The sequence below is a fragment of the Emticicia sp. 21SJ11W-3 genome (genome assembly GCF_024138715.1).
In the GTDB taxonomy this organism is placed as follows: Bacteria; Bacteroidota; Bacteroidia; order Cytophagales; family Spirosomataceae; genus Emticicia; species Emticicia fluvialis.
This window is the reverse complement of sequence record NZ_CP092074.1, coordinates 1,564,721-1,584,625: the sequence shown is the minus strand read 5'-3', so window position 1 is coordinate 1,584,625 and position 19,905 is coordinate 1,564,721. Positions and strand designations below refer to the sequence as shown.

Genomic DNA, 19,905 nt, shown 5'->3' with positions numbered 1-19,905 from the left:
AAAGAACATCAACAATGGCTATATTAACAAAAGAAGAAGCTAAGAAAATAATTGACAAGGTATTGGCCTTCTCAAAAGCTGACGAAATGAGTGTGGCCCTTACCGGGCGTCGCACGGGCAATATTCGTTACGCACGCAATACAGTTTCTACAAGTGGCGAGTCAACCGACCTATCGCTGGCTGTTACGGCAGTTTATGGCAAACGTAGCGGAACATCAACTATCAATGAGTTTGACGATAAATCGTTAGAAAAAACGGTTCGCAGGGCAGAAGAGATAGCCAAACTGGCACCTGAAAACCCTGAATATATGCCTATGCTAGGGCCGCAGCAATTTCTGGAGTCAAATACTTTTGTGCAAAGCACAGCCAATATTGACCCTGCGTTCAGAGCGAAAGCGGCTTTCGACAGCATTGACCCCTGCACCAGGAAAAATCTGGTAGCAGCCGGGTATCTGGAAGACACCACCGGCTTTTTTGCAACAGGCAACAGCAAGGGTTTGTTTGCTTATAACAAATCAACCTCGGTAGACTTCTCAATTACAGTACGTACGGCCGATGGCCTTGGCTCAGGCTATGCTATTAAAGATTATAACGACGTATCGAAACTGAATACCAAAGCTGCTACTGAAGTAGCCATGCAAAAGGCTATTGCCTCTGTTTCGGCACAGGCATTAGAGCCGGGTAAATACACGGTTATTCTTGAGCCCGCTGCCGCAGTAGACTTACTGCAAAACATGATGCGCAGCTTTGATGCCCGCAGTGCCGATGAAGGCAGAAGCTTTCTGAGTAAAAAAGGTGGTGGGGTGCGATTGGGCGAAAAACTTTTTGACGAAAGAGTAACTATATATTCTGACCCGACGAATCCGGATGCACCTACGTCTGGTTTTACCGGAGACGGCCGGGCTCAGGAAAAAGTAACCTGGATTGATAACGGAGTGGTGAAAAACCTGACCTATTCAAGATTCTGGGCTGATAAAAAAGGCGTTAAAGCCGTACCCCCACCATCAGGATTTATTATGGCCGGCGGAACACAGTCTTTAGCCGATTTAATTAAAGGTACTGAAAAAGGGATTCTGGTAACGCGTTTGTGGTATATACGCGCCGTTGACCCTCAAACCTTATTATATACAGGGCTTACCCGTGACGGAACTTTCTATATCGAGAATGGGAAAATCAAATTCCCTGTAAAAAACTTCCGTTTCAATGAAAGCCCGGTAATCATGCTAAACAACCTTGAAGCCATGGGTGCGCCGGTACGAATAAGCGGAAACCTGATTCCTCCATTAAAAATCCGTGACTTTACCTTTTCGTCTCTTTCAGACGCGGTATAAAATTTTACCCTGCCATGCCCCTCTTCGTTTTCGGGGAGGGGCTCTGGTTTATCTATGCGCAGGATTTACCGTGCGTTAAGCTACCTGCCTGGGTAGCTTAATGCACGGTTTAATGCTACAATTAACATTTTTTAACTATCCGCTAAGCCATTTATTAGCCCGTTTATCAAAATCCCCACGGATGGGATATCCATGAAATCATTTTAATTCTTACTTTTATAGTCCTGAACAATTATTCTATCACTCACAAATTAAAAACTGAAAAAGCTTTGAAAAGAAGAGACTTTATCCAATTATCCGGAATGGGCTTCGGAGCTATGATGCTGCCCAATATTCCGCTTGTGGGCAATGCTGTTTCGCAAGAAGCCCTGCTGGACGGCGGAATTGATGTAGCCGTAAAAAAACGTTTAGCTGATGCCGCCCTTAACGCCGCCAAGGCAAAAGGTGCTACCTACACCGACATCCGCATTGGCCGGTACCTTAATCAGTTTGTTGTCACGCGCGAAGACAAAGTGCAGAACATTGTCAACACCGAGTCTTATGGGGTTGGTGTGCGAGTAATTGCCGATGGTTGCTGGGGATTCGCCGCTGTTGTAGATGCTAAAAGCGAAGCAGATACAGCCAGAGCCGCAGAAGAAGCGGTGGCCATTGCCAAAGCCAATGCCCGGCTAATGAAAGAGCCGGTACAGCTGGCACCTCAAAAAGGCTATGGCGAGGTTAGCTGGAAAGCACCCATCAAAAAGAATTCGTTTGAAGTACCTATTAAAGAAAAAGTAGATTTATTGCTGAGTGTAAACGATGCAGCCCTTAAAAACGGCGCCAATTACGTTAACTCAGTGCTATTTATGGTTAATGAGCAAAAATACTTTGCTTCATCTGATGGCTCATATATAGACCAGGACATCCACCGTATATGGCCCATTGCTGCGGTTACAGCCATTGACCCCAAAACGGGCAAGTTTGAAACCCGCCAGGCATTAAGCGCCCCAATGGGTATGGGTTATGAATATTTACAGGCTAATCCGTCAGATAAAGTAGTAGGTGTAACCACCCGCTATAATAAAGGCTATGATATGCTGGAAGACGTAACCGCCGCTGCCAGACAAGCCAAAGAAAAACTAACCGCGAAATCGGTTGAGGCAGGCAAGTATGACCTGGTTCTTGACCCTTCTCACCTGTGGCTAACTATTCACGAGTCAGTAGGCCACCCTTTAGAGCTTGACCGCGTGTTGGGTTATGAAGCCAACTTTGCCGGAACCTCATTTGCCACGCTGGATAAATGGCAAAGCAAAAATTTCAACTACGGTAGCAAAGAAGTGAATCTTTTTGCAGATAAAACGCAGGTAGGGTCATTAGGTGCAGTCGGTTGGGACGACGAAGGCGTACAAACCAAACGCTGGGATTTAGTGAAAGACGGTATTCTGGTAAATTATCAGGCTATCAGAGACCAGGCACATATTATTGGCGAAAAAGAATCGCACGGTTGTTGCTATGCAGACAGCTGGTCTTCGGTGCAGTTCCAACGCATGGCCAATGTATCTTTGGCTCCGGGTAAGGCTCCGCTATCAGTTGAAGAAATGATAAAAGACGTGAAGAAAGGTATATATATTATTGGTGACGGGTCTTTCTCAATAGACCAGCAACGCTACAACTTTCAGTTCGGCGGACAATTGTTTTATGAAATTAAAGATGGAAAGATTGAAGGTATGTTGAAAGACGTAGCCTATCAATCAAACACACAGGAGTTCTGGAACTCATGTGTGAAGATTTGCGACGAAAAAGATTATCGTTTGGGTGGTTCGTTCTTCGACGGCAAAGGGCAACCTTCGCAGTCAAGCGCGGTATCTCATGGTAGTTCAACCGCTCGTTTTAATGGGGTTAACGTCATTAATACAGCACGTAAAATCTAATTTACACCAGAGAGTGGAGAATGAAAAATGGAGAAAGGGTTGAAAAAAATACTTTTTCAGATTCCTTGTTCTTAACCATGTTCCTCGTCCAATCCCTAAAATCAAACCATTTAAAATCTGAAATCAAATGTCTGTTATATTAACCGAAGAAGAAGCTAAAGCCTTGCTGAAAAAGGTTTTGAGTTATTCAAAAGCAGATGAATGTGAAGTAAATCTGCTTGGCGAGATACGTGGAAATATCCGCTATGCCCGTAACGAGGTATCTACCAGTGGCTCTTTAATTAATAAAAACCTGCAGGTGCAATCTGCTTTTGGCAAAAAAGTTGGTGTCGCCACCATTGATGAGCTGGATGACGCCTCTATTGAAAAAGTGGTTCGTCGCTCTGAAGAATTAGCCAGATTAGCCCCCGAAAACCCGGAATACGTAGGCATTTTAGAGCCCCAGCAATATCTTAAATCAAGCGGACATTACGACTCTACCGCAAAAATTACTCCTGCCACACGTGCAGAGGCCGTAGATAAGAGCCTTCAATTATCAAGAGCGCAAAATCTGGTGGCGGCCGGTTTCCTTGAAGACCGCCACGGTTACAATGCCATGATGAACTCAAAAGGGTTGTTTGCTTATTATCTGGACTCAAACGTTAACTTTTCGTTAACCGTCCGCACGCAGGATGGGACCGGTTCTGGCTACGTAGCCAGAGGCTATAACGATATTAATAAACTGGATACAGCCGCAGCTACTAAAATTGCCATTCAGAAATCGGTAGGCTCTGTTGGCGCCAAAGCGCTGGAGCCGGGCAAATATACTGTTATTTTAGAGCCTACTGCCGCTGTTGTGCTTTTAGAAAACCTCTTTTTTGATATGGACGCCCGTAGTGCCGACGAAGGGCGGTCTTCCATGAGCAAACCGGGTGGCAAAACCAAACTCGGCGAAAAAATTGTAGATGAACGCGTTACTTTTTATTCAGACCCACAAAACCCTGAATTACCGGCAGCAGCCTGGTCGGGCGATGGGCAGCCGCAGAAGAAATTGTTCTGGGTTCAGAAAGGGGTTGTAAAAAATCTGGCCTATTCAAGATTCTGGGCCAAACAAAAGGGCGTACAGCCGGTGCCTTATCCAAACAACATGATTATGGAAGGTGGCACAGCAACCCTTGATGAAATGATAAAAAGCACCAAAAGAGGTATATTGGTTACTAAGTTATGGTATATCCGCTCGGTAGACCCTCAGACTTTGTTACAAACGGGTCTTACCCGCGACGGAACTTTCTACATTGAAGATGGCAAAATTAAACATCCGATTAAAAACTTCCGTTTTAATGAGAGCCCGATTATCATGCTTAACAACCTTGAAACGCTGGGCAAGCCAGAGCGCGTTGTGAGTACCGAATCGAACCAGAATTACATTGTACCACCCATGAAAATCAGAGAATTTACGTTCTCTTCACTTTCTGATGCCGTATAACGGACTGGTAGTCCGTTGAAAGTACCACGGACTGATAGTCCGCGGTTATGGAAAAAACCGAGATAATAGAGAAGTCACTTTCTCTATTATCTCAAGCCAAATTACCAGGAATTATTACTGAAAATTAACACTTCACAACATTTGAAACCTTTCGTTTTCACTCGGATTCAATACACTTCGGGGGATTGGGATACAGATCAGCGCATGCCTTCCAATATCCTTAATTCGCTGGTAGAATACACTACCATACCCGTTGATGAAAAAGAGAAAGTAGTGTTATTGAGCGGTAACGAAATATTCAGAAGCCCCTTCTGTTATTTAAGTGGCCATAAGCTGGTAGAGTTTTCAAGTCAGGAGAGAGAGCACTTCAGAAAATATGTCGAAAACGGTGGCTTTGTCTTTGTCGACGACTGTAACCATGATATCGACGGATTGTTTGCCAAATCATTTGAGCAGGAAATGACTCGCACTTTTGGAGCCAAAGCACTTCAGAAAATACCCAACACTCATCCCATTTACCATTCATTTTTTCATTTTGATGGCCCACCTACAACCAGTTTCGAGCTGAACGGCTGGGGCGATGACCTGGTACACGACTACCTGAAAGCCATACAAATTAACGGAAAAATCGGCCTTCTTTACAGCAATAAAGATTATGGTTGCGAATGGGACTACGACTTCAGAAATAAACGCTGGCTGGCAGAAGACAACACCAAGTTTGGGGTAAATATCATCAATTACGCATTAACAGTTTAAACATTGGAAACACAGAATCTGAATCACTATAAAACGCTGGTATCTAAACTACCACACTTAAAAAAAGAGATTGGTAAAGTTATTGTCGGCCAGGAAGAAGCCATCAATGAAATATTGATTAGTTTACTGGCGGGTGGCCATTGTTTGCTGGAAGGTGTGCCCGGGCTGGCCAAAACACTGATGGTAAAAACCATGTCAGAAGCGCTTGACATGAAATTCAAAAGAGTACAATTTACCCCGGATCTAATGCCGGGCGATATTATTGGTACCGAGATATTGGAAGAAGACCACGAAACAGGTAAGAAGTTTTTCAAATTTAACCGCGGGCCCATCTTTGCCAATATTGTTTTAGCAGACGAGATTAACCGTACACCACCCAAAACTCAGGCAGCTTTGCTGGAAGCCATGCAGGAATATAAAGTTACATACGCCGGCACCAATTATGACCTGCCCCTGCCCTTTCTGATTATTGCTACGCAGAACCCTATTGAACAGGCTGGTACTTATCCCCTGCCAGAAGCTCAGCTTGACCGTTTCCTGCTTTATATTAAACTGGGATACCCGTCTGAACAGGAAGAACTCAACGTACTGAAAAGTACAACAGGCAGCAGCAAACAAACTTTGCAGACCGTGCTGACAGATAACGAGATAATAGATTTACAAAAACTAACCAGACAGGTACATATCAGTGATGAATTGATTGTGAAAGTAAACCAATTGGTAAGAAATACCCGCCCGGCCAATAGTTCTTCTCAATTTGTAAAACAATGGTGCGACTGGGGCGCAGGCCCCCGCGCAGGTCAGGCGCTCATTTTATGCTCAAAAGCAAGAGCGGTATTAAACGAACGCTTCTCGGTCGTTCCGGAAGACATTGAGACACTGGCGTATCCGGTGCTTCGTCATAGAATTGCATTGAATTTCCGTGCCGAAGCTGAAAATATAACTACTGACAACGTAATTGGGGAGTTGTTGAAGAGCAAATAAGAATCCGATTATATTGAATTTCTTAAAAGAAATCTGTTTTGGAGTTAAAATATCCCCCTGGGGATAATATATCAGTAGAAAAAAAGGTAAGCCCAGATATCAAAGTCCCGTAGGGACGGTATATTAATAGCAACGAATAAATAATATATTACCCCTACGGGATACACAAAATATAATTTTAATGCACTTTTCTACTGATATATCGTCCCTATGGGACTAACTAATTGAAAACAATGATTGTTAGTGTAGAAAATATCCCGTTAGGGATAACATATCAGTAGATAAAAGGTAAGCCCAGATATCAAAGTCCCGTAGGGACGGTATATTAAAAGCAACGAATAAATAATATATTACCCCTACGGGATACACAAATATAATTTTAATGCACTTTTCTACTGATATATCGTCCCTATGGGACTAAGTAATTGAAAACAATAATTGTTAGTGTAGAAAATATCCCGTTAGAGATAACATATCAGTAGAAAAAAAAGTAAGCCCAAATATTCAAAGTCCCCTAGGGAAGGTATGTTAATAGCGACGAATAAATAATATATTATCCCTACGGGATACACAAAACATAATTTTAATGCACTTTTCTACTGATATATCGTCCCTATGGGACTAACTAATTGAAAACAATGATTGTTAGTGTAGAAAATATCCCGTTAGGGATAACATATCAGTAGATAAAAGGTAAGCCCAGATATCAAAGTCCCGTAGGGACGGTATATTAAAAGCAACGAATAAATAATATATTATCCCTACGGGATACACAAAACATAATTTTAATGCACTTTTCTACTGATATATCGTCCCTATGGGACTAAGTAATTGAAAATAATAATTGTTAGTTTAGAAAATATCCCGTTAGGGATAACATAATCAGTAGATAAAAGGTAAGCCCAGATATCAAAGTCCCGTAGGGACGGTATATTAAAAGCAACGAATAAATAATATATTATCCCTACGGGATACACAAAACATAATTTTAATACTCTTTTCTACTGATATATCGTCCCTATGGGACTAGAACTGCTTTAAAAACTATGGCTAATACTTATACTCAAATTTATTTGCATATAATATTTGCTGTAAAATATAGAGAAGGAGTTATTCAAGCATCTTGGAAAAATGAACTTTACAAATACATAACAGGAGTAATTCAGGAGCAAAAACATAAATTAATCATTATCAATGGAATGCCCGACCATTTACATATTTTGATTGGAATGCATCCAACCCAATCAATTTCTGAATTGGTTCAGGATATTAAAGGGAATTCTTCAACCTGGATTAACAAAAGAAAACTAGTTCTAGGAAAATTTGAATGGCAAGAAGGTTATGGCGCTTTTTCTTATAGTAAATCTCAAGTAAAAGATGTAATCAAATACATTGAAAATCAGGAAGAACACCACCGAATTAAACCATTTAGAGAAGAATACTTAAACTTTCTTAAAAAGTTCGAAGTAGAATATAATGAAAAATACATTTTTAAAGAATTGATTTGAATTAATACAATTAATGCTCACTACCGAACTCATTAAATTAAATAATCTGCAACTGGCTGGCCGCTTGGTTAGTGAAGAAGTGATGCTGGGTATCCATGGCAGTAAACGTTCAGGTATCGGTACAGAGTTTGAACAATACAGACACTACGAACCGGGCGACGACCCTAAAAGAATAGACTGGAAACTATTTGCCCGTACTCAAAAACACCTGGTGAGAGAATCGGCCACGGAAAGTAACCTGCATATCCGGTTTGTGCTTGATTTATCTGGTTCAATGAACTACCAGGAAAAATCTGTAAGCCGGCTGCAATATTGCAAAATCCTGTTGGCTTCAATGGCTTATCTCGGGTATCGGCAAAGCGATCAGATGAGTCTTTATTCACTTAAAAATGGCAATCTGCAAACATTGGTGCCGTCTGGCAAGCAATCTTTTCACCGAATTTTATATACCCTTGAAAAGGCAGAAGCAGAAGGGCCCTGGCAAAATAACGACCCGAAATTTGCTGAATTTCAACAGAAGCAAAAAGAGCTGATTGTAATGGCTTCTGATTTTCTGCAGGCAGATAACGAATGGATACAGCTAATCAGGAATATTGCCAACCCCAGACGCGATATTGTAATATTTCAGGTTTTGGGAGAAGACGAAATCAACTTCAACCTGAATGGATTTTACCGATTCAAAGATTTAGAAACGCAAAAGGAAATAGAATTACAGGCAGAAGCAGTAAAGGCCGAATTTAAAGCCGGTATGATGGCTTATCTGGAAAATCTGGAAACTGTATTACAGATTCCAAACGTTAGTTTAATCAGAGTTACACTTAATGAAGCCATCGCAAGAGTCATTGCCGAGTCATTAAAGAAAAGAAAATTATAAGTATGGAATTGTTAAATCCTCTGATGCTTTGGGGTGGTTTGGCCATTGCCATACCCATTATTATCCATTTCTGGCATCAGAAAAAAGGTAAAGTTTTAGCATGGGCTGCCACTCAGTGGCTTCTGGAAAAAAACCTTCAGCAGTCGAGAGGCATCCGGCTGGATAATATTCTATTGCTACTGCTTAGGTGCCTGCTTCTATTGCTGCTTTGCTTTTTATTAAGCAAGCCTGTTTTCGACTGGTCTGATGCGTCATCTTCGTCTCAGAAAATACATCTGGTTCAACCAAACAAACTGATAATTGATAACTTTAAGTTTGAATTGCAGGATGCGCTTAAAAAAGGTGAAAAAATCTATTGGATTCAACCCGCTTTAACCTTAGCGAATGACCTGGGCAATGTACCCCAAACCGATAACTTTAATCCGCTACTTTTGCAATCATGCCTTAATAAATTAGCGCAAACCATCAAAAAAGAAGATATAGCGCTTTATTTGATTAATAGTCAGAACCTGGCACAAGTACCTAAAATTTTTGTACCATCTGCTTTCAATCTGCATACCATAGTTGATTCATCCAAAAACAACCTGAAGCCCTATTTAGCTTTTGATAACAAAAAACTATTTGTAAACGCTGCCAATCAATTGGCGCTGCAAGCAGAATCAGACAACAACAATACTTATACCGGCAGCCCCGCCAATAATGCACCAATCGAGGTTTTGATTCTCAATCAGAATAAAGCAGAAAAACAAACCATTTTAGCTTCATTAAAAGCTTTGGAAGAAGTGTATAAAATTACACTGACAGCAGATACGGAGGTTAACAAGCACAAAAAATACAACTGGGTATTCAGCGATAAACCTTTAATCTCAAAATCAGAATATGATTCTGAATCAACTTTGAACATCATTTCTAACACAGACAATATTCCGGCAAACCAATTAAGATACCAGAAGAATACTATTCAGATTCCGTACATTCTCAATCCACAAACATCTGCGGCCATTTTTAATGGTGAGTTTCCTGAATGGCTGGCAGAGACGCTGATAAAACATTATGATTTAAACCCTATACCTACGGTTTTGAGTAATCAGCAATTGCAAAGTATATTTACTAAATCCGGCGCTGTTAATGCAAATCAGGAAAATGAACTTGCAAGAATCTTACTTTTTGCTTTCATCATTATTCTGGGCATTGAACGTTATATAGCCATCACTAAAAACGCATGAATCAGGTCAAACATATTATATCGGGCGTGCGCTTCCAGTTATATGCGGTGGCATTCTTTACATGTCTGCTGGTGGCAGTTTCCGCCTTTTTATTGGTATCGGTTTTTAGCGATTCTTTGTCGGTATCGCTAATAAGCAGCCTGCTTGCCTTTGGTTTAAGCGCCTACCAGACACAATTGTTTAAAGATAAACAAAATGAAGCGGTAAGGTTAATCCATAAAACAGTCGGAGATACCGAGTACAGCCTTCAGTTACTCAACTTGTCGCAACCCAACATAGCTGAGCAATTGCAATTGGAAAGATTAGCCTCAAAATTGGAAGGACACAGAACACCGACGGCAATCAATTCAAAAATATGGGTTCCGATTGCCATAGCAATCGTTTCTATGCTTATCTATTTAGGGTACCCGCTTATAAAACAGCATCAAAGCAAAGAAACCTTAAGCACTGAGGCCCACACCAAAGCATCGCCGCAGGAAATGGTTAAACCACCTGTGTTCAGTTCAGCACAATTAACCATTACACCACCTGCCTATACCCAATTACCAACCAAAACAAATGACGATTTAAATGCCTCTGCCATCAGCGGTTCTATGCTTAAATGGCTTGTAGCGTTTAATCATACCAATAATCTGGCTGTGAAACTGAGCAATAACAGAGGCGAAGAACTCGCTTTCAGGAAAACAGGAGAAGTTTTTGAATACACCGACATGCTGCAAGGCTCTGGTTTATATGCCATAAAAGCCTATTGGAAAGACTCCCTCATATTTCAGTCAGACTATTACCGGTTGGAAGCCATACCAGACTTGGCACCCAGAATTGACCCGGCATCTAAAGAACTGTATAAATTCCATTTCCTGAAAGACCCGAAAACCGTTCAGATTTCAGCAAAAATATCAGATGATTTTCAGGTAACACAAGCATTCATCATTGCTACGGTAGCCAGGGGGTCAGGAGAGAACGTAAAATTCAGAGAAATTAAATTACCTATATATCAGGCTCATTTCAAGGAGGCTTTCATCAACAAAACCATTGATTTAAAGGCGCTAAACTTTGCCCCCGGCGATGAGCTTTATTATTACTGGGCCGCCATTGACAATAAAAAGCCGGAACCCAACTATACCAAGTCTGACACCTACTTTATTGTTTATAAAGATACCTCAAAAACAGAGGAAGCCGAGATGGCTACCATGGCCATGAATATTCTTCCTGAGTATTTCAGAAGCCAGCGCCAGATTATTATTGATACTGAAAAACTCATCGCCAAAAGAAATAAAATCAGCCTGAAAGATTTTAAGAGTACATCTAATGAAATAGGTTTTGACCAGAAAGCGTTACGCCTCCGTTACGGACAGTATCTGGGTGAAGAGTTTGAAAACTCTATTGGTGGCGGAGACCCTATTCCGTCAGACGCTATCAGCGGCTCGGCTATGGGTGGCGACCTGCTGAAAGGCTTTACTCATGCACATGACGAAGGAGAGCACGACCATGAAGATGGTGAAAAGCACCAGGCCAATGGACATAGCCATGACCACGTCGCAGAAACTAAAGGTAATCAGGACAACGAAGACCCATTGGCAGCTATTCTGAAAGACTACGTGCACTCGCATGATGATGGCGAAGCCAATACTTTCTACGAACAATCTACCCGAAGTTTGTTAAAAATGTCGCTCGAACAAATGTGGCAGTCAGAATTGCACCTGCGTCTTTACGAGCCTGAAAAAGCCTTACCATTTGAAAAAAAGGCTCTCGAATTTCTAAAATCGGCACAGCAAAAGGCGCGTACATTTGTAAAGAAAACCAGCTTTGACCCACCGCCCATCAAAGAAAAGGAAAAGCGCATGACAGGCGAGTTGACGAAGTTCAACGAGGCCTTCAGCTATGAAAAGAATTTTTCTCAACAAAAGTTAGAACTCCTGGTAGCTCAGGTGCTGGGTATTATAGATACCCAAAAAGAAGGCCAGAAACTAAACGGGTATCAAAAACAAAGCTTATTGCTTTTAGGTACTTACCTGAGTGGCAAGATAATGAATAGCAAGTTGAGCAACTGGTCTGTTTTAAGCCAGCTTCAGAATTTAATCAACGATAAGGATTTATCGACTGACGAAAAAGCGGAGCTAAAGACCAAATTATACCAGCTAACCGGTATTACCCAGCCAAAAGGCATATTGAACAAATCTTATTCGGCAGAAAAAAAACTAGAGAAGGCATTCTGGAAAAATATCAGGTAATGCTACCTGTCAGACCAATACTAATACATGGCATTTAACTTACTCATATTATCAGTCTTCCAGTCAAAGTGGATACTTTATATAGGCCTGGTGTTTCTATTGATTATCCAATTATGGTTGTTGTGGCGGTCCAAATCTCTGCCTAAAAAACGCTTACTGATACGCCTGGGGCTGAATCTATTCGTTTGGCTGGCAGTTTTTCTTTTTGTTTTTCAGCCGGGTATTAAGCATACTACCAATGGCAACAAATTTTTATTGGCTGCCGCCAAAATACCCAAGGCTTATGTTCAGAAAATAAAAGACAGCCTTCAAATTGCAGATTCTTTCAATGAGCAGGACTTTAACCGCTTAATCAGTAATAATCCGCAATTTGCTGACAGCCCCGGCAATGTTTATCTCTTAGGGCAGAATTTCAGCCCTAAAACCCTCAGCTGGTTGAGTAACAGGAACCTGAACTGGATACCCTATTTTGACGAAGGACAACTACAGAATTTACGATATAAAAGCATTGTAAAAAAGGGAGACATACAAGAGCTGAGCGGTAAATTAACCGTTAATAAACCTCAGACACTCGCCATTAAATATGGTCATCAAACGTTAGATAGCCTCGTACTGCAAAAAGGCCATAATACTTTTCATTTCAGTTTTCCGGTTTTTACCATTGGTCGTACCGAGGCAGTATTAACACTGGATGAGGCGCCGCTTGAGCGCATTCATTTTTTTGCACATGCTCCACAGCCACGTAAAGTACTTTTCGTATTAGGCAATCCTGATTTTGAAAGCAAAAATCTATCAGAGTGGCTGGGCAGAAACAATTATCAGGTTGAGATTATTACTACCATTGCAAAAGATGCCCAAAGCAAGGTTACTATCAATAAGCCCGGCGATACTAAATCTTTCGACGCTGATATTTTAATAACCGACCCTGCCAATGCAACGCATACACTGGTAAAAAAAGCAGCTGCCGAAGGCAAAAGTGTCTTGTTTATTAACTGCACTAAACCCGAAGAAGACGCTAAAACGCTGAATCTGGCTTTGGGCACTAACTGGCGCATAAAAAAAACATCAAACGACCAAACAATAATCGTTGCTGATAATCTTACAGCACTGCCTTATGTGCCTGAACCGGCCGTTAACCAGAAATTAATTGGTAAATACCCCATAGCTATTCAGAAGAAAGCCGGGTCAATTGGTTTGAGTTTTCTGAATGAGACTTTCCCGTTGAAACTAAGTGGCGATAGCCTCGGCTATGCCCGTATCTGGTCGTCGGTATTTCAACAACTGGCTCCTTCTGTTACCGACAATATTCTGATTGATGCTCCTGTTTTTACCGATACGCAAACATCTATTGTTATTAATAATCCTACTGTGGTTTCTTCAAAAATCAGGATAGATACAGATACGAGTATTTTATCTCAATCGCCAGTCAATCCACTTACCTATTCAGGAAGCTATGTTTTCAGAAAACCGGGCTGGCAATCATTTCAGGATTCGTTATCGCTTTATGTGGAAGAAAACACAAGAGGGCTTAAGCAAGCCACACAAATACAAGAAGCCTTACAGGCGCATCAGCGCATAAGTACTTTTAGTGGTGGTAAAGCATCTTTACAGTCACTTACCACCACTTTGCCAGACTGGGCGTGGTATTTGATTATATTGGTGGGTTTAGTAGCGCTCTGGGTAGAACCCAAACTGAATTGAAAAGTAATGCTTCGTTATCTTAGAGTTGCTTAACCGCTACAGAAATACTTTCCAGGCGTGTTTTAATCTGCTCAATATTTTGTTTAATTTCTTTTTGCACCTCCAGCATTTTTTCGGCAGGTAAATCAGGCACCGAATTGTGGTGATGGTGTTCATGCTCATGGCCACTTTCATGGGTATGTTCAAACCCCGGCACCGCAAAGAAGTTCTTCTCCCAAGTATTAAAGTCAGCCTTCAAGGTTGTCAATTCCCTGGCTAACGAATCAGCTTTTAAAGTTTTTTTTGCAAGTAAAAGGTTACTAAGGCTGTCGAGCTTATCTATTTCAGGCTCAACTTGCTCCTGAATAGCCTCTGCCTGCATGTGTACCTCATTGGCCTCTACCAATACGGGGTTGTCTTTCGGATTTTTTGACGAGCACCCCATTACTGCAATTGCTGCGAAAAACAAAAGAATTTTATTCATTTCATTATTGTGTTTTATGCTTGAAAAAACGTTGTATCTGTGCCTCTTTTAACCGGGTTTCTTCTGACTTAAACCAATGAACCGGCGGATAAAAATAGAAAACAATTGAAACCAGAGAAATAAACCAGAATCCGGTGCGCTGCACTTTTGAGGCCTTGCCGGCAGGTTTGTACACCTGATAAAAAGTAACCCCGAAAATAATTAACTGGCAACACAGTAAAAGAGGCGCATACGCCTGCAAGGCTATAAAAATGCTTAAACCACCGCTGATACTCAGCAGCAATGGTAAACCACAGCAAATCAGGTGAACGAAAGAAGCGGTAACCAGTTGGAATCCTAACAATACTTTTGTCATAATACTATAATTTAATGACAGGCAGATAAGTATATGTAGAAATACCTGAACTTTAATAGATGAAATACTTGCAACAATGATGCAAAAATAAATCTCTCTGACTATATTTGCAACATTATTGCATAAACAATTTTACTATGAAAAAATTCAGTTCATATTTTTCGGTAGGGCTAATACTCATTGTAGTGGCAGGCATCATTAATACCGGCTTTAAAGTGCAGGCCGAAACCCAGCACATTACATGGAAAGACCTGCAGGATGTACGCTTTAAGAAGAAATTTAACAAACAGGAGAATATGTTTTTTCTTTACCCTGAATTTGGCGAGCGTGTGAAAGCACTGGAAGGAAAAGTGATACAAATAAGAGGATATATGATTCCGGTTGACCCGGCTGAAAACGTATTTGTGCTTTCGGCCAATCCTATGGCTGCCTGTTTTTTCTGCGGAGGCTCGGGGCCTGAATCAATCATACAACTGAAACTGAAACAACCCCGCCGCTTTGCTACTGACGAGATATGGACCGTAAAAGGCATATTAAAACTAAACATAGACAACGTAGAAGAGCTGAACTACGTTTTACAAAATACAGAACCCATAAAGAAGTTTAATTGAGGTATCAGACTTCTTTTACGCTGTAAATTTAACCACAGCATACATAGCCACATAGTGGGTCTACATGGCTATTTATGATGCTTCAGTTACCTGCCGGCTTGTTATTACGACGAAAAAATTTCTTTTTCGGTTTACCTGTCTGGCCGTCAGGCTTTGGGGTCCTTGCATTTCTGTTCTGCCCTTTATACTCAGGAGCAGCACCCAGGCCCAGGCTTTCGGTAACGCTTTGCTTTTCAACTTCGCGCTCCAATAGCTTTTCAATATTTACAATACGGTATTGGTCTCTTTCATTAATAAATGTAATAGCCGTACCGGTGGTTTCTGCTCTGGCTGTGCGCCCGATACGATGGATATAGTCTTCGGCATCGCGCGGCACATCAAAATTTACTACATGGCTCAGATTATTGATGTCTATACCTCTTGAAAGCACATCGGTAGCTACCAGAATCTTAAATTGCTTATTTTTGAAGTCGCGCAATACGTTTTCGCGTTCCTGCTGCGAATTATCGGATGATATCCCCCGGGCATCCAGGTTTAGTTTTGTTAAAGCCCTGATGATTTTTTCAATCATCATTTTCTGCGACGAAAACACAATCACCGACTGTACATTGTCATTTTTGAGCAAATGTGCCAGCAAAGGTATTTTCTGGGTATCGGTGGCCATATAAAACTGCTGGTCTATACCTACCGCTGGCTTTGATGTGGCCAGCCGCACTTCTGCGGGGTCTTTCAGTATTCTGTTGGCAAAATCTCTTATTTTTTTAGGCATAGTTGCCGAAAACATCAAGTTCTGCCGTTGCACCGGCAGGTGCTTCAGGATATACATAATGTCGTCTGAAAAACCCATATCAAGCATCTTATCGGCCTCATCAAGTACCAGACATTTAATGTGGTCAAACTTCAGGTCGGTTGCTTTCATGTGCGCCATCAAACGCCCGGGTGTTGCAATAATAATATCGGCACCATGTACAAGGGCTTTTCGCTGCTGATTCCACTCTTCCCCTACTCCGCCGCCATAAATGGCAATGCTGGTGGCATTAATAAAATAACTGAATCCTTCTATTTGTTCATCTATTTGTTTAGCCAGCTCACGCGTAGGCACAAGCACCAGCACCGAGGTCTGGTTACTTTGGTTTCGCACAACGTGGTCTAGCAAAGGAATAAGAAAGGCAGCGGTTTTGCCAGTGCCGGTTTGCGCAGAAGCAAGAAGGTCTTTTCCTGAAAGAATAATAGGAATGGTTTGCTCCTGAATAGGAGAAGCCTGTACGAAATTCATGGCGTTTACGCCAGACAACAGGTCTTCATGTAGGTTAAATTCGCTAAATTGCAAGTTTTAATTAATAATTTTGATTGGTAAAAATGTAAAGATAGCATTTAGAAACGAAGAATGCACAGAAAGGCCAAAACATCGGCAATTCTGTGCATTTTTTTATAGGTTTATGGTTGCTTTCGCCTTGCCCGGTTTACGGAATTGCGCAACAAGCCAACATCTTATTTGAAGAAAAACTTACTGGGTGCAATTTCTACTTTTACAGAATCAATCAGTTCTCCGGTTACTTTATACCTGAAAACATAACCTGCCTGCTTGTAAGACGGCGTAACACCAGCATAGATAATATTTGCGTTTGTATCAAATCCCAGGCCAGACAATGTACGCTTGATTAAGGGCTTGGCGTTTGATATTGCCGCATCACTTATATTAAAGCTATATACTTCTCCGCCTTCACTCCAATTCGAATAATCAAAATAGATAGTTCTTTTGTCGGCACTTAAAACCAATTCTCCGGGTACTTTACCTGTTGTTTTTTCGGTACTTAAAGTAGCTTCGATTGATTTGGTAGATGGATTAATACGGAAAACTTCTTTACCAACCGAACACCAAATCTTGTTGTTGGCATCAACTACAAGATTGGTGGTACCGCCTTTCATCGAAATTTTACCAGACACCTCATCTTTGGCAATATCAATTACGGTAATCTCGCTCTTGCCTGAGTACGGGTCATTACCAATAAAGGCTTCATTACCTACAACCACAATTCCTTCGGCGCCATTTTGCACAGCAATTTTTTTAGTTACTTTATTAGTGTTCAAATCAATTACCAGAACATACCCTGGCTTGTATGAATAATCGGCATTCAGCACGTCCCAACAAACTACATAAGCTTTATTAGAAGCAACTTTGATAGCGTTGCGTGGGTTTTCAACTTCTTTTATTGACGCCACCGACTTAAAGGAACGGGCATTTACAATTTCTATGGCGTCTTGGCCGTCAGTAGAGTTATCTACTAATATAATTCCTTTACCGTCTATTTCTGCGTATTCTGTAATACCCCCTACAATTGAGCGTTTATTTTCTTTTTGAAAAACATCAAGGGTAGCTTTTGTAGAATCTCGTTTCAGAAAAGATAGTGTGCCGTTGTTATCAAAAAAGTTGCCGGCGTTAATCACTATCACACCTGTGTCGTATGGTTGTGCGGGTTCTGCATCCTTGGTTTCGCAAGAGAATAAAGCAATAGAAACAAAACCAAGTAACAATAATTTTTTGTAGTTCATCTGGATTACTTATTTATGTTAAAAACAAAGTTGATTGCATAATTTCTGCCGGGCATGGCATTGCGTTTTGAGTTTAGGTAGAGCTCGTCAAACAGGTTGTTTATCTGAAAAAACAAGCGACCATCGGCATGCTTCCATTTCAGGCCACTTTCAAGTATCAGGTTTGCCAAATGCTGGCCATCGAGCCATTTAGAATTGTCGAACGTGTAATACCGGCGGCTATTGGCTTGCCATTGAAGCGTTGCACGGAACGGCGTTCCGTGTTTTTTCAGCCACCCGGTTTTCCCGTTTGTCTGGTAATATAAATTGGCGGTAAAATTGTGCTTCGGTATGTAAATCAGCTGCTTACCTATTACATCGGCAGAGAAAACATTATAAGCTTTCTGCTGCGAAGAATGCGTGTAAGCATATTGGGCATGAAACCCAACCGCTAGTTGCTCGCGCTGATATTGCGTTTTGTGTGTAAGCTCCAGACCTTTGGCCAATACCTGTTGCAGATTCTGTACCTTGTAATTCAAATCCGGATTCCAGTAGGCCCAGTTGTCAATCAGATTATGATACAGATTCATCGACGAGCTAAAACTGAAAGTATGGTGCTGCTTATTCCAGCTAATACCCATCTCTTTATTAAATCCGTCTTCGGGCTTCAGCTCCGGGTTGCCTAATTCAGACCAATAGCGTTCGTTCATGGTAGGCACCCGGTAGCTGCGTGAAACATTGCCCGTTAATTTGGTGGATTCAGTAAGTTGATATTCAAACCCCAAAGCAGGGGCTAAGGGTGGCTCAAAGCCTTTTACAAAGGCCTGACGCACATTAAGAGAGGCAAGTAATCTTTTTGAAACCTGGTACCTCAGCCAGGCAAAAATGTCTAATCTGTTCTCTGCAATGGTGTTCTTTTCATATTCGTCAACATGTGCTATTACATGCGCTGCCTCAGTGCCAATATGGGCAGTAAGTTTTGAAATCTTCCATGCATGTTCGGCACGAATCAAGAACCGGTCAATGGCTGTCCGGCTGGGTTTAACAAAATTACCCTTACCATAATTGGTGATATCCTGCACATAACCTCCTCTGACAGTCAGTTTTTTAAATTGATAGGTATTCAGAATCCTGACAGCCTGCGTTTGCAAAACCTCTCTTGTATGGATTGACTGCGGCGATATTTCGACATTATTATCAGAAACCCAGACGTTCAGCGAAAGCTGGTTTTGTTTTTTGGTGAGATAAAACAAATCCTGAATAAAGCCTCTTGAAGAAGTGGTTGAACGCTCAACCGGATAATAGTTCCGCTCTGTATAAGGGTAATTGTTATTCAAAACGCCACTATAAAACACCGTCTTTGACGAAACCCTGTTGCCTGAAACCCGGGCGCTTAACTGTGTTTGGCGGTTATTAAAACTGGCCATCCGCTGCCCGAAACTCAACTGCATTTTATTTTCCCAGACAGGCCTTGAGTCGAGCAGTATACTGCCTCCAACTGCATCTGATCCTACCACACATGACGATGACCCGTATTGAATAGCCAGGAGGTCGAAACCTGCAGCAGGCAAAGTGGAGAAATCGCTCTGCCCTGTACTTGGTGAGTTGATATTGATGCCATTCCAGACTACAGCCGTATGATTGCTTGAAGTACCTCGTAATCCTATACTTGTCAGTTGCCCGTTTCCATAGGGCCGGAAATTAACCGGTGCCAGAAAGTTTAGAAATTCGGCCAGGGTCTGAAACTTTGCCTGCTCAATTGTGGCTGAATCAATACGCTGAATCTTTAGCCCTGCCATAAACCGGGTTGGAGCGAAGGTTTTCACCAACACTTCGTCCAGCATTCTGGTTGAGTCAGTCTGGCCCAATACCATTTCCTGCGACAGCAGAAGCCACGCAAAGGCAAAGGGTAAAACCCTCAGGCAAAAGCATCTGATAAAAATGCTCAATTAATTAAA

Annotated in this window: 16 protein-coding genes; 11 read left to right on the top strand and 5 right to left on the bottom strand. The window is 41.6% G+C overall.

Translation table 11 applies throughout. From position 1 onward, the window contains the following. The first annotated feature begins 14 nt into the window (after positions 1–14). From MB380_RS06700 to MB380_RS06655, 10 genes are all read left to right on the top strand, one after another. Positions 15–1,331 carry a TldD/PmbA family protein gene (locus tag MB380_RS06700; protein ID WP_253534029.1) on the top strand — a complete coding sequence of 439 codons (1,317 nt, stop codon included), beginning with the start codon at positions 15–17 and terminating at the stop codon, positions 1,329–1,331. A gap of 269 nt (positions 1,332–1,600) precedes the next feature. Next, positions 1,601–3,241, top strand: coding sequence for a TldD/PmbA family protein (locus tag MB380_RS06695; protein ID WP_253534028.1), 1,641 nt, complete (start codon positions 1,601–1,603; stop codon positions 3,239–3,241). 127 nt (positions 3,242–3,368) lie between these two features. Next, positions 3,369–4,706 carry a TldD/PmbA family protein gene (locus tag MB380_RS06690; RefSeq protein ID WP_101725283.1) on the top strand — a complete coding sequence of 446 codons (1,338 nt, stop codon included), beginning with the start codon at positions 3,369–3,371 and terminating at the stop codon, positions 4,704–4,706. Positions 4,707–4,847: 141 nt separating this feature from the next. Further along, positions 4,848–5,462: a DUF4159 domain-containing protein gene (locus MB380_RS06685; RefSeq protein WP_253534027.1), complete on the top strand. Its 615-nt coding sequence runs from the start codon at positions 4,848–4,850 to the stop codon at positions 5,460–5,462. Between the two features lie 3 nt (positions 5,463–5,465). Then, entirely contained in the window at positions 5,466–6,446 is a 981-nt protein-coding gene (locus MB380_RS06680) for a MoxR family ATPase (protein ID WP_253534026.1), read from the top strand. A 1,046-nt stretch (positions 6,447–7,492) separates the two neighbouring features. After that, positions 7,493–7,954, top strand: coding sequence for an IS200/IS605 family transposase (tnpA, locus tag MB380_RS06675; protein WP_253534024.1), 462 nt, complete (start codon positions 7,493–7,495; stop codon positions 7,952–7,954). A 13-nt stretch (positions 7,955–7,967) separates the two neighbouring features. Next, entirely contained in the window at positions 7,968–8,828 is an 861-nt protein-coding gene (locus tag MB380_RS06670; RefSeq protein ID WP_253534022.1) for a DUF58 domain-containing protein, read from the top strand. Between the two features lie 2 nt (positions 8,829–8,830). Then, on the top strand, positions 8,831–10,054 hold the full coding sequence (locus MB380_RS06665) for a BatA domain-containing protein (RefSeq protein WP_253534020.1): 1,224 nt from the start codon (positions 8,831–8,833) through the stop codon (positions 10,052–10,054). Next, entirely contained in the window at positions 10,051–12,285 is a 2,235-nt protein-coding gene (locus tag MB380_RS06660; protein WP_253534019.1) for a hypothetical protein, read from the top strand. Before MB380_RS06665 ends, MB380_RS06660 begins: the two co-directional genes overlap by 4 nt. 27 nt (positions 12,286–12,312) lie before the next feature. Continuing rightward, positions 12,313–13,986, top strand: a complete 1,674-nt coding sequence (locus MB380_RS06655) for a hypothetical protein (RefSeq protein ID WP_253534018.1) — start codon at positions 12,313–12,315, stop codon at positions 13,984–13,986. A 19-nt stretch (positions 13,987–14,005) separates the two neighbouring features. Here the strand turns inward: MB380_RS06655 and MB380_RS06650 are convergent, their stop codons facing one another. Then, entirely contained in the window at positions 14,006–14,449 is a 444-nt protein-coding gene (locus tag MB380_RS06650; protein ID WP_253534016.1) for a hypothetical protein, read from the bottom strand. 4 nt (positions 14,450–14,453) lie between these two features. Then, a complete protein-coding gene (locus MB380_RS06645; RefSeq protein ID WP_253534015.1) occupies positions 14,454–14,804 on the bottom strand; it encodes a hypothetical protein in 351 nt (116 codons plus the stop codon). A 137-nt stretch (positions 14,805–14,941) separates the two neighbouring features. On the opposite strand from MB380_RS06645, the gene MB380_RS06640 reads away from it, so the two are divergent. Then, positions 14,942–15,415 (top strand): DUF3299 domain-containing protein, encoded by a 474-nt coding sequence (locus MB380_RS06640; protein ID WP_253534013.1) that lies wholly within the window; start codon positions 14,942–14,944, stop codon positions 15,413–15,415. 82 nt (positions 15,416–15,497) lie between these two features. On the opposite strand, the gene MB380_RS06635 is transcribed toward MB380_RS06640, so the two are convergent. The 3 genes from MB380_RS06635 to MB380_RS06625 all read right to left on the bottom strand — a co-directional run bounded on the left by MB380_RS06635 (position 15,498) and on the right by MB380_RS06625 (position 19,896). Beyond that, positions 15,498–16,745, bottom strand: coding sequence for a DEAD/DEAH box helicase (locus MB380_RS06635; RefSeq protein ID WP_309600838.1), 1,248 nt, complete (start codon positions 16,743–16,745; stop codon positions 15,498–15,500). A gap of 161 nt (positions 16,746–16,906) precedes the next feature. After that, the gene (locus MB380_RS06630; protein ID WP_253534011.1) at positions 16,907–17,968 is read right to left on the bottom strand and encodes a DUF5074 domain-containing protein; all 1,062 of its coding nucleotides are present in this window, start codon (positions 17,966–17,968) and stop codon (positions 16,907–16,909) included. A 5-nt stretch (positions 17,969–17,973) separates the two neighbouring features. Further along, positions 17,974–19,896, bottom strand: coding sequence for a TonB-dependent siderophore receptor (locus MB380_RS06625; protein WP_253534010.1), 1,923 nt, complete (start codon positions 19,894–19,896; stop codon positions 17,974–17,976). Positions 19,897–19,905: the final 9 nt, after the last annotated feature.

What these genes read in the sequence shown, in the direction of transcription:
- MB380_RS06700 (WP_253534029.1), top strand. Translation starts at nt 15, where the DNA reads ATGGCTATATTAACAAAAGAAGAAGCTAAGAAAATAATTGACAAGGTA.
- MB380_RS06690 (WP_101725283.1), top strand. Translation starts at nt 3,369, where the DNA reads ATGTCTGTTATATTAACCGAAGAAGAAGCTAAAGCCTTGCTGAAAAAG.
- tnpA (WP_253534024.1), top strand. Translation starts at nt 7,493, where the DNA reads ATGGCTAATACTTATACTCAAATTTATTTGCATATAATATTTGCTGTA.
- MB380_RS06670 (WP_253534022.1), top strand. Translation starts at nt 7,968, where the DNA reads ATGCTCACTACCGAACTCATTAAATTAAATAATCTGCAACTGGCTGGC.
- MB380_RS06665 (WP_253534020.1), top strand. Translation starts at nt 8,831, where the DNA reads ATGGAATTGTTAAATCCTCTGATGCTTTGGGGTGGTTTGGCCATTGCC.
- MB380_RS06660 (WP_253534019.1), top strand. Translation starts at nt 10,051, where the DNA reads ATGAATCAGGTCAAACATATTATATCGGGCGTGCGCTTCCAGTTATAT.
- MB380_RS06655 (WP_253534018.1), top strand. Translation starts at nt 12,313, where the DNA reads ATGGCATTTAACTTACTCATATTATCAGTCTTCCAGTCAAAGTGGATA.
- MB380_RS06650 (WP_253534016.1), bottom strand. Translation starts at nt 14,449, where the DNA reads ATGAATAAAATTCTTTTGTTTTTCGCAGCAATTGCAGTAATGGGGTGC.
- MB380_RS06645 (WP_253534015.1), bottom strand. Translation starts at nt 14,804, where the DNA reads ATGACAAAAGTATTGTTAGGATTCCAACTGGTTACCGCTTCTTTCGTT.
- MB380_RS06640 (WP_253534013.1), top strand. Translation starts at nt 14,942, where the DNA reads ATGAAAAAATTCAGTTCATATTTTTCGGTAGGGCTAATACTCATTGTA.
- MB380_RS06630 (WP_253534011.1), bottom strand. Translation starts at nt 17,968, where the DNA reads ATGAACTACAAAAAATTATTGTTACTTGGTTTTGTTTCTATTGCTTTA.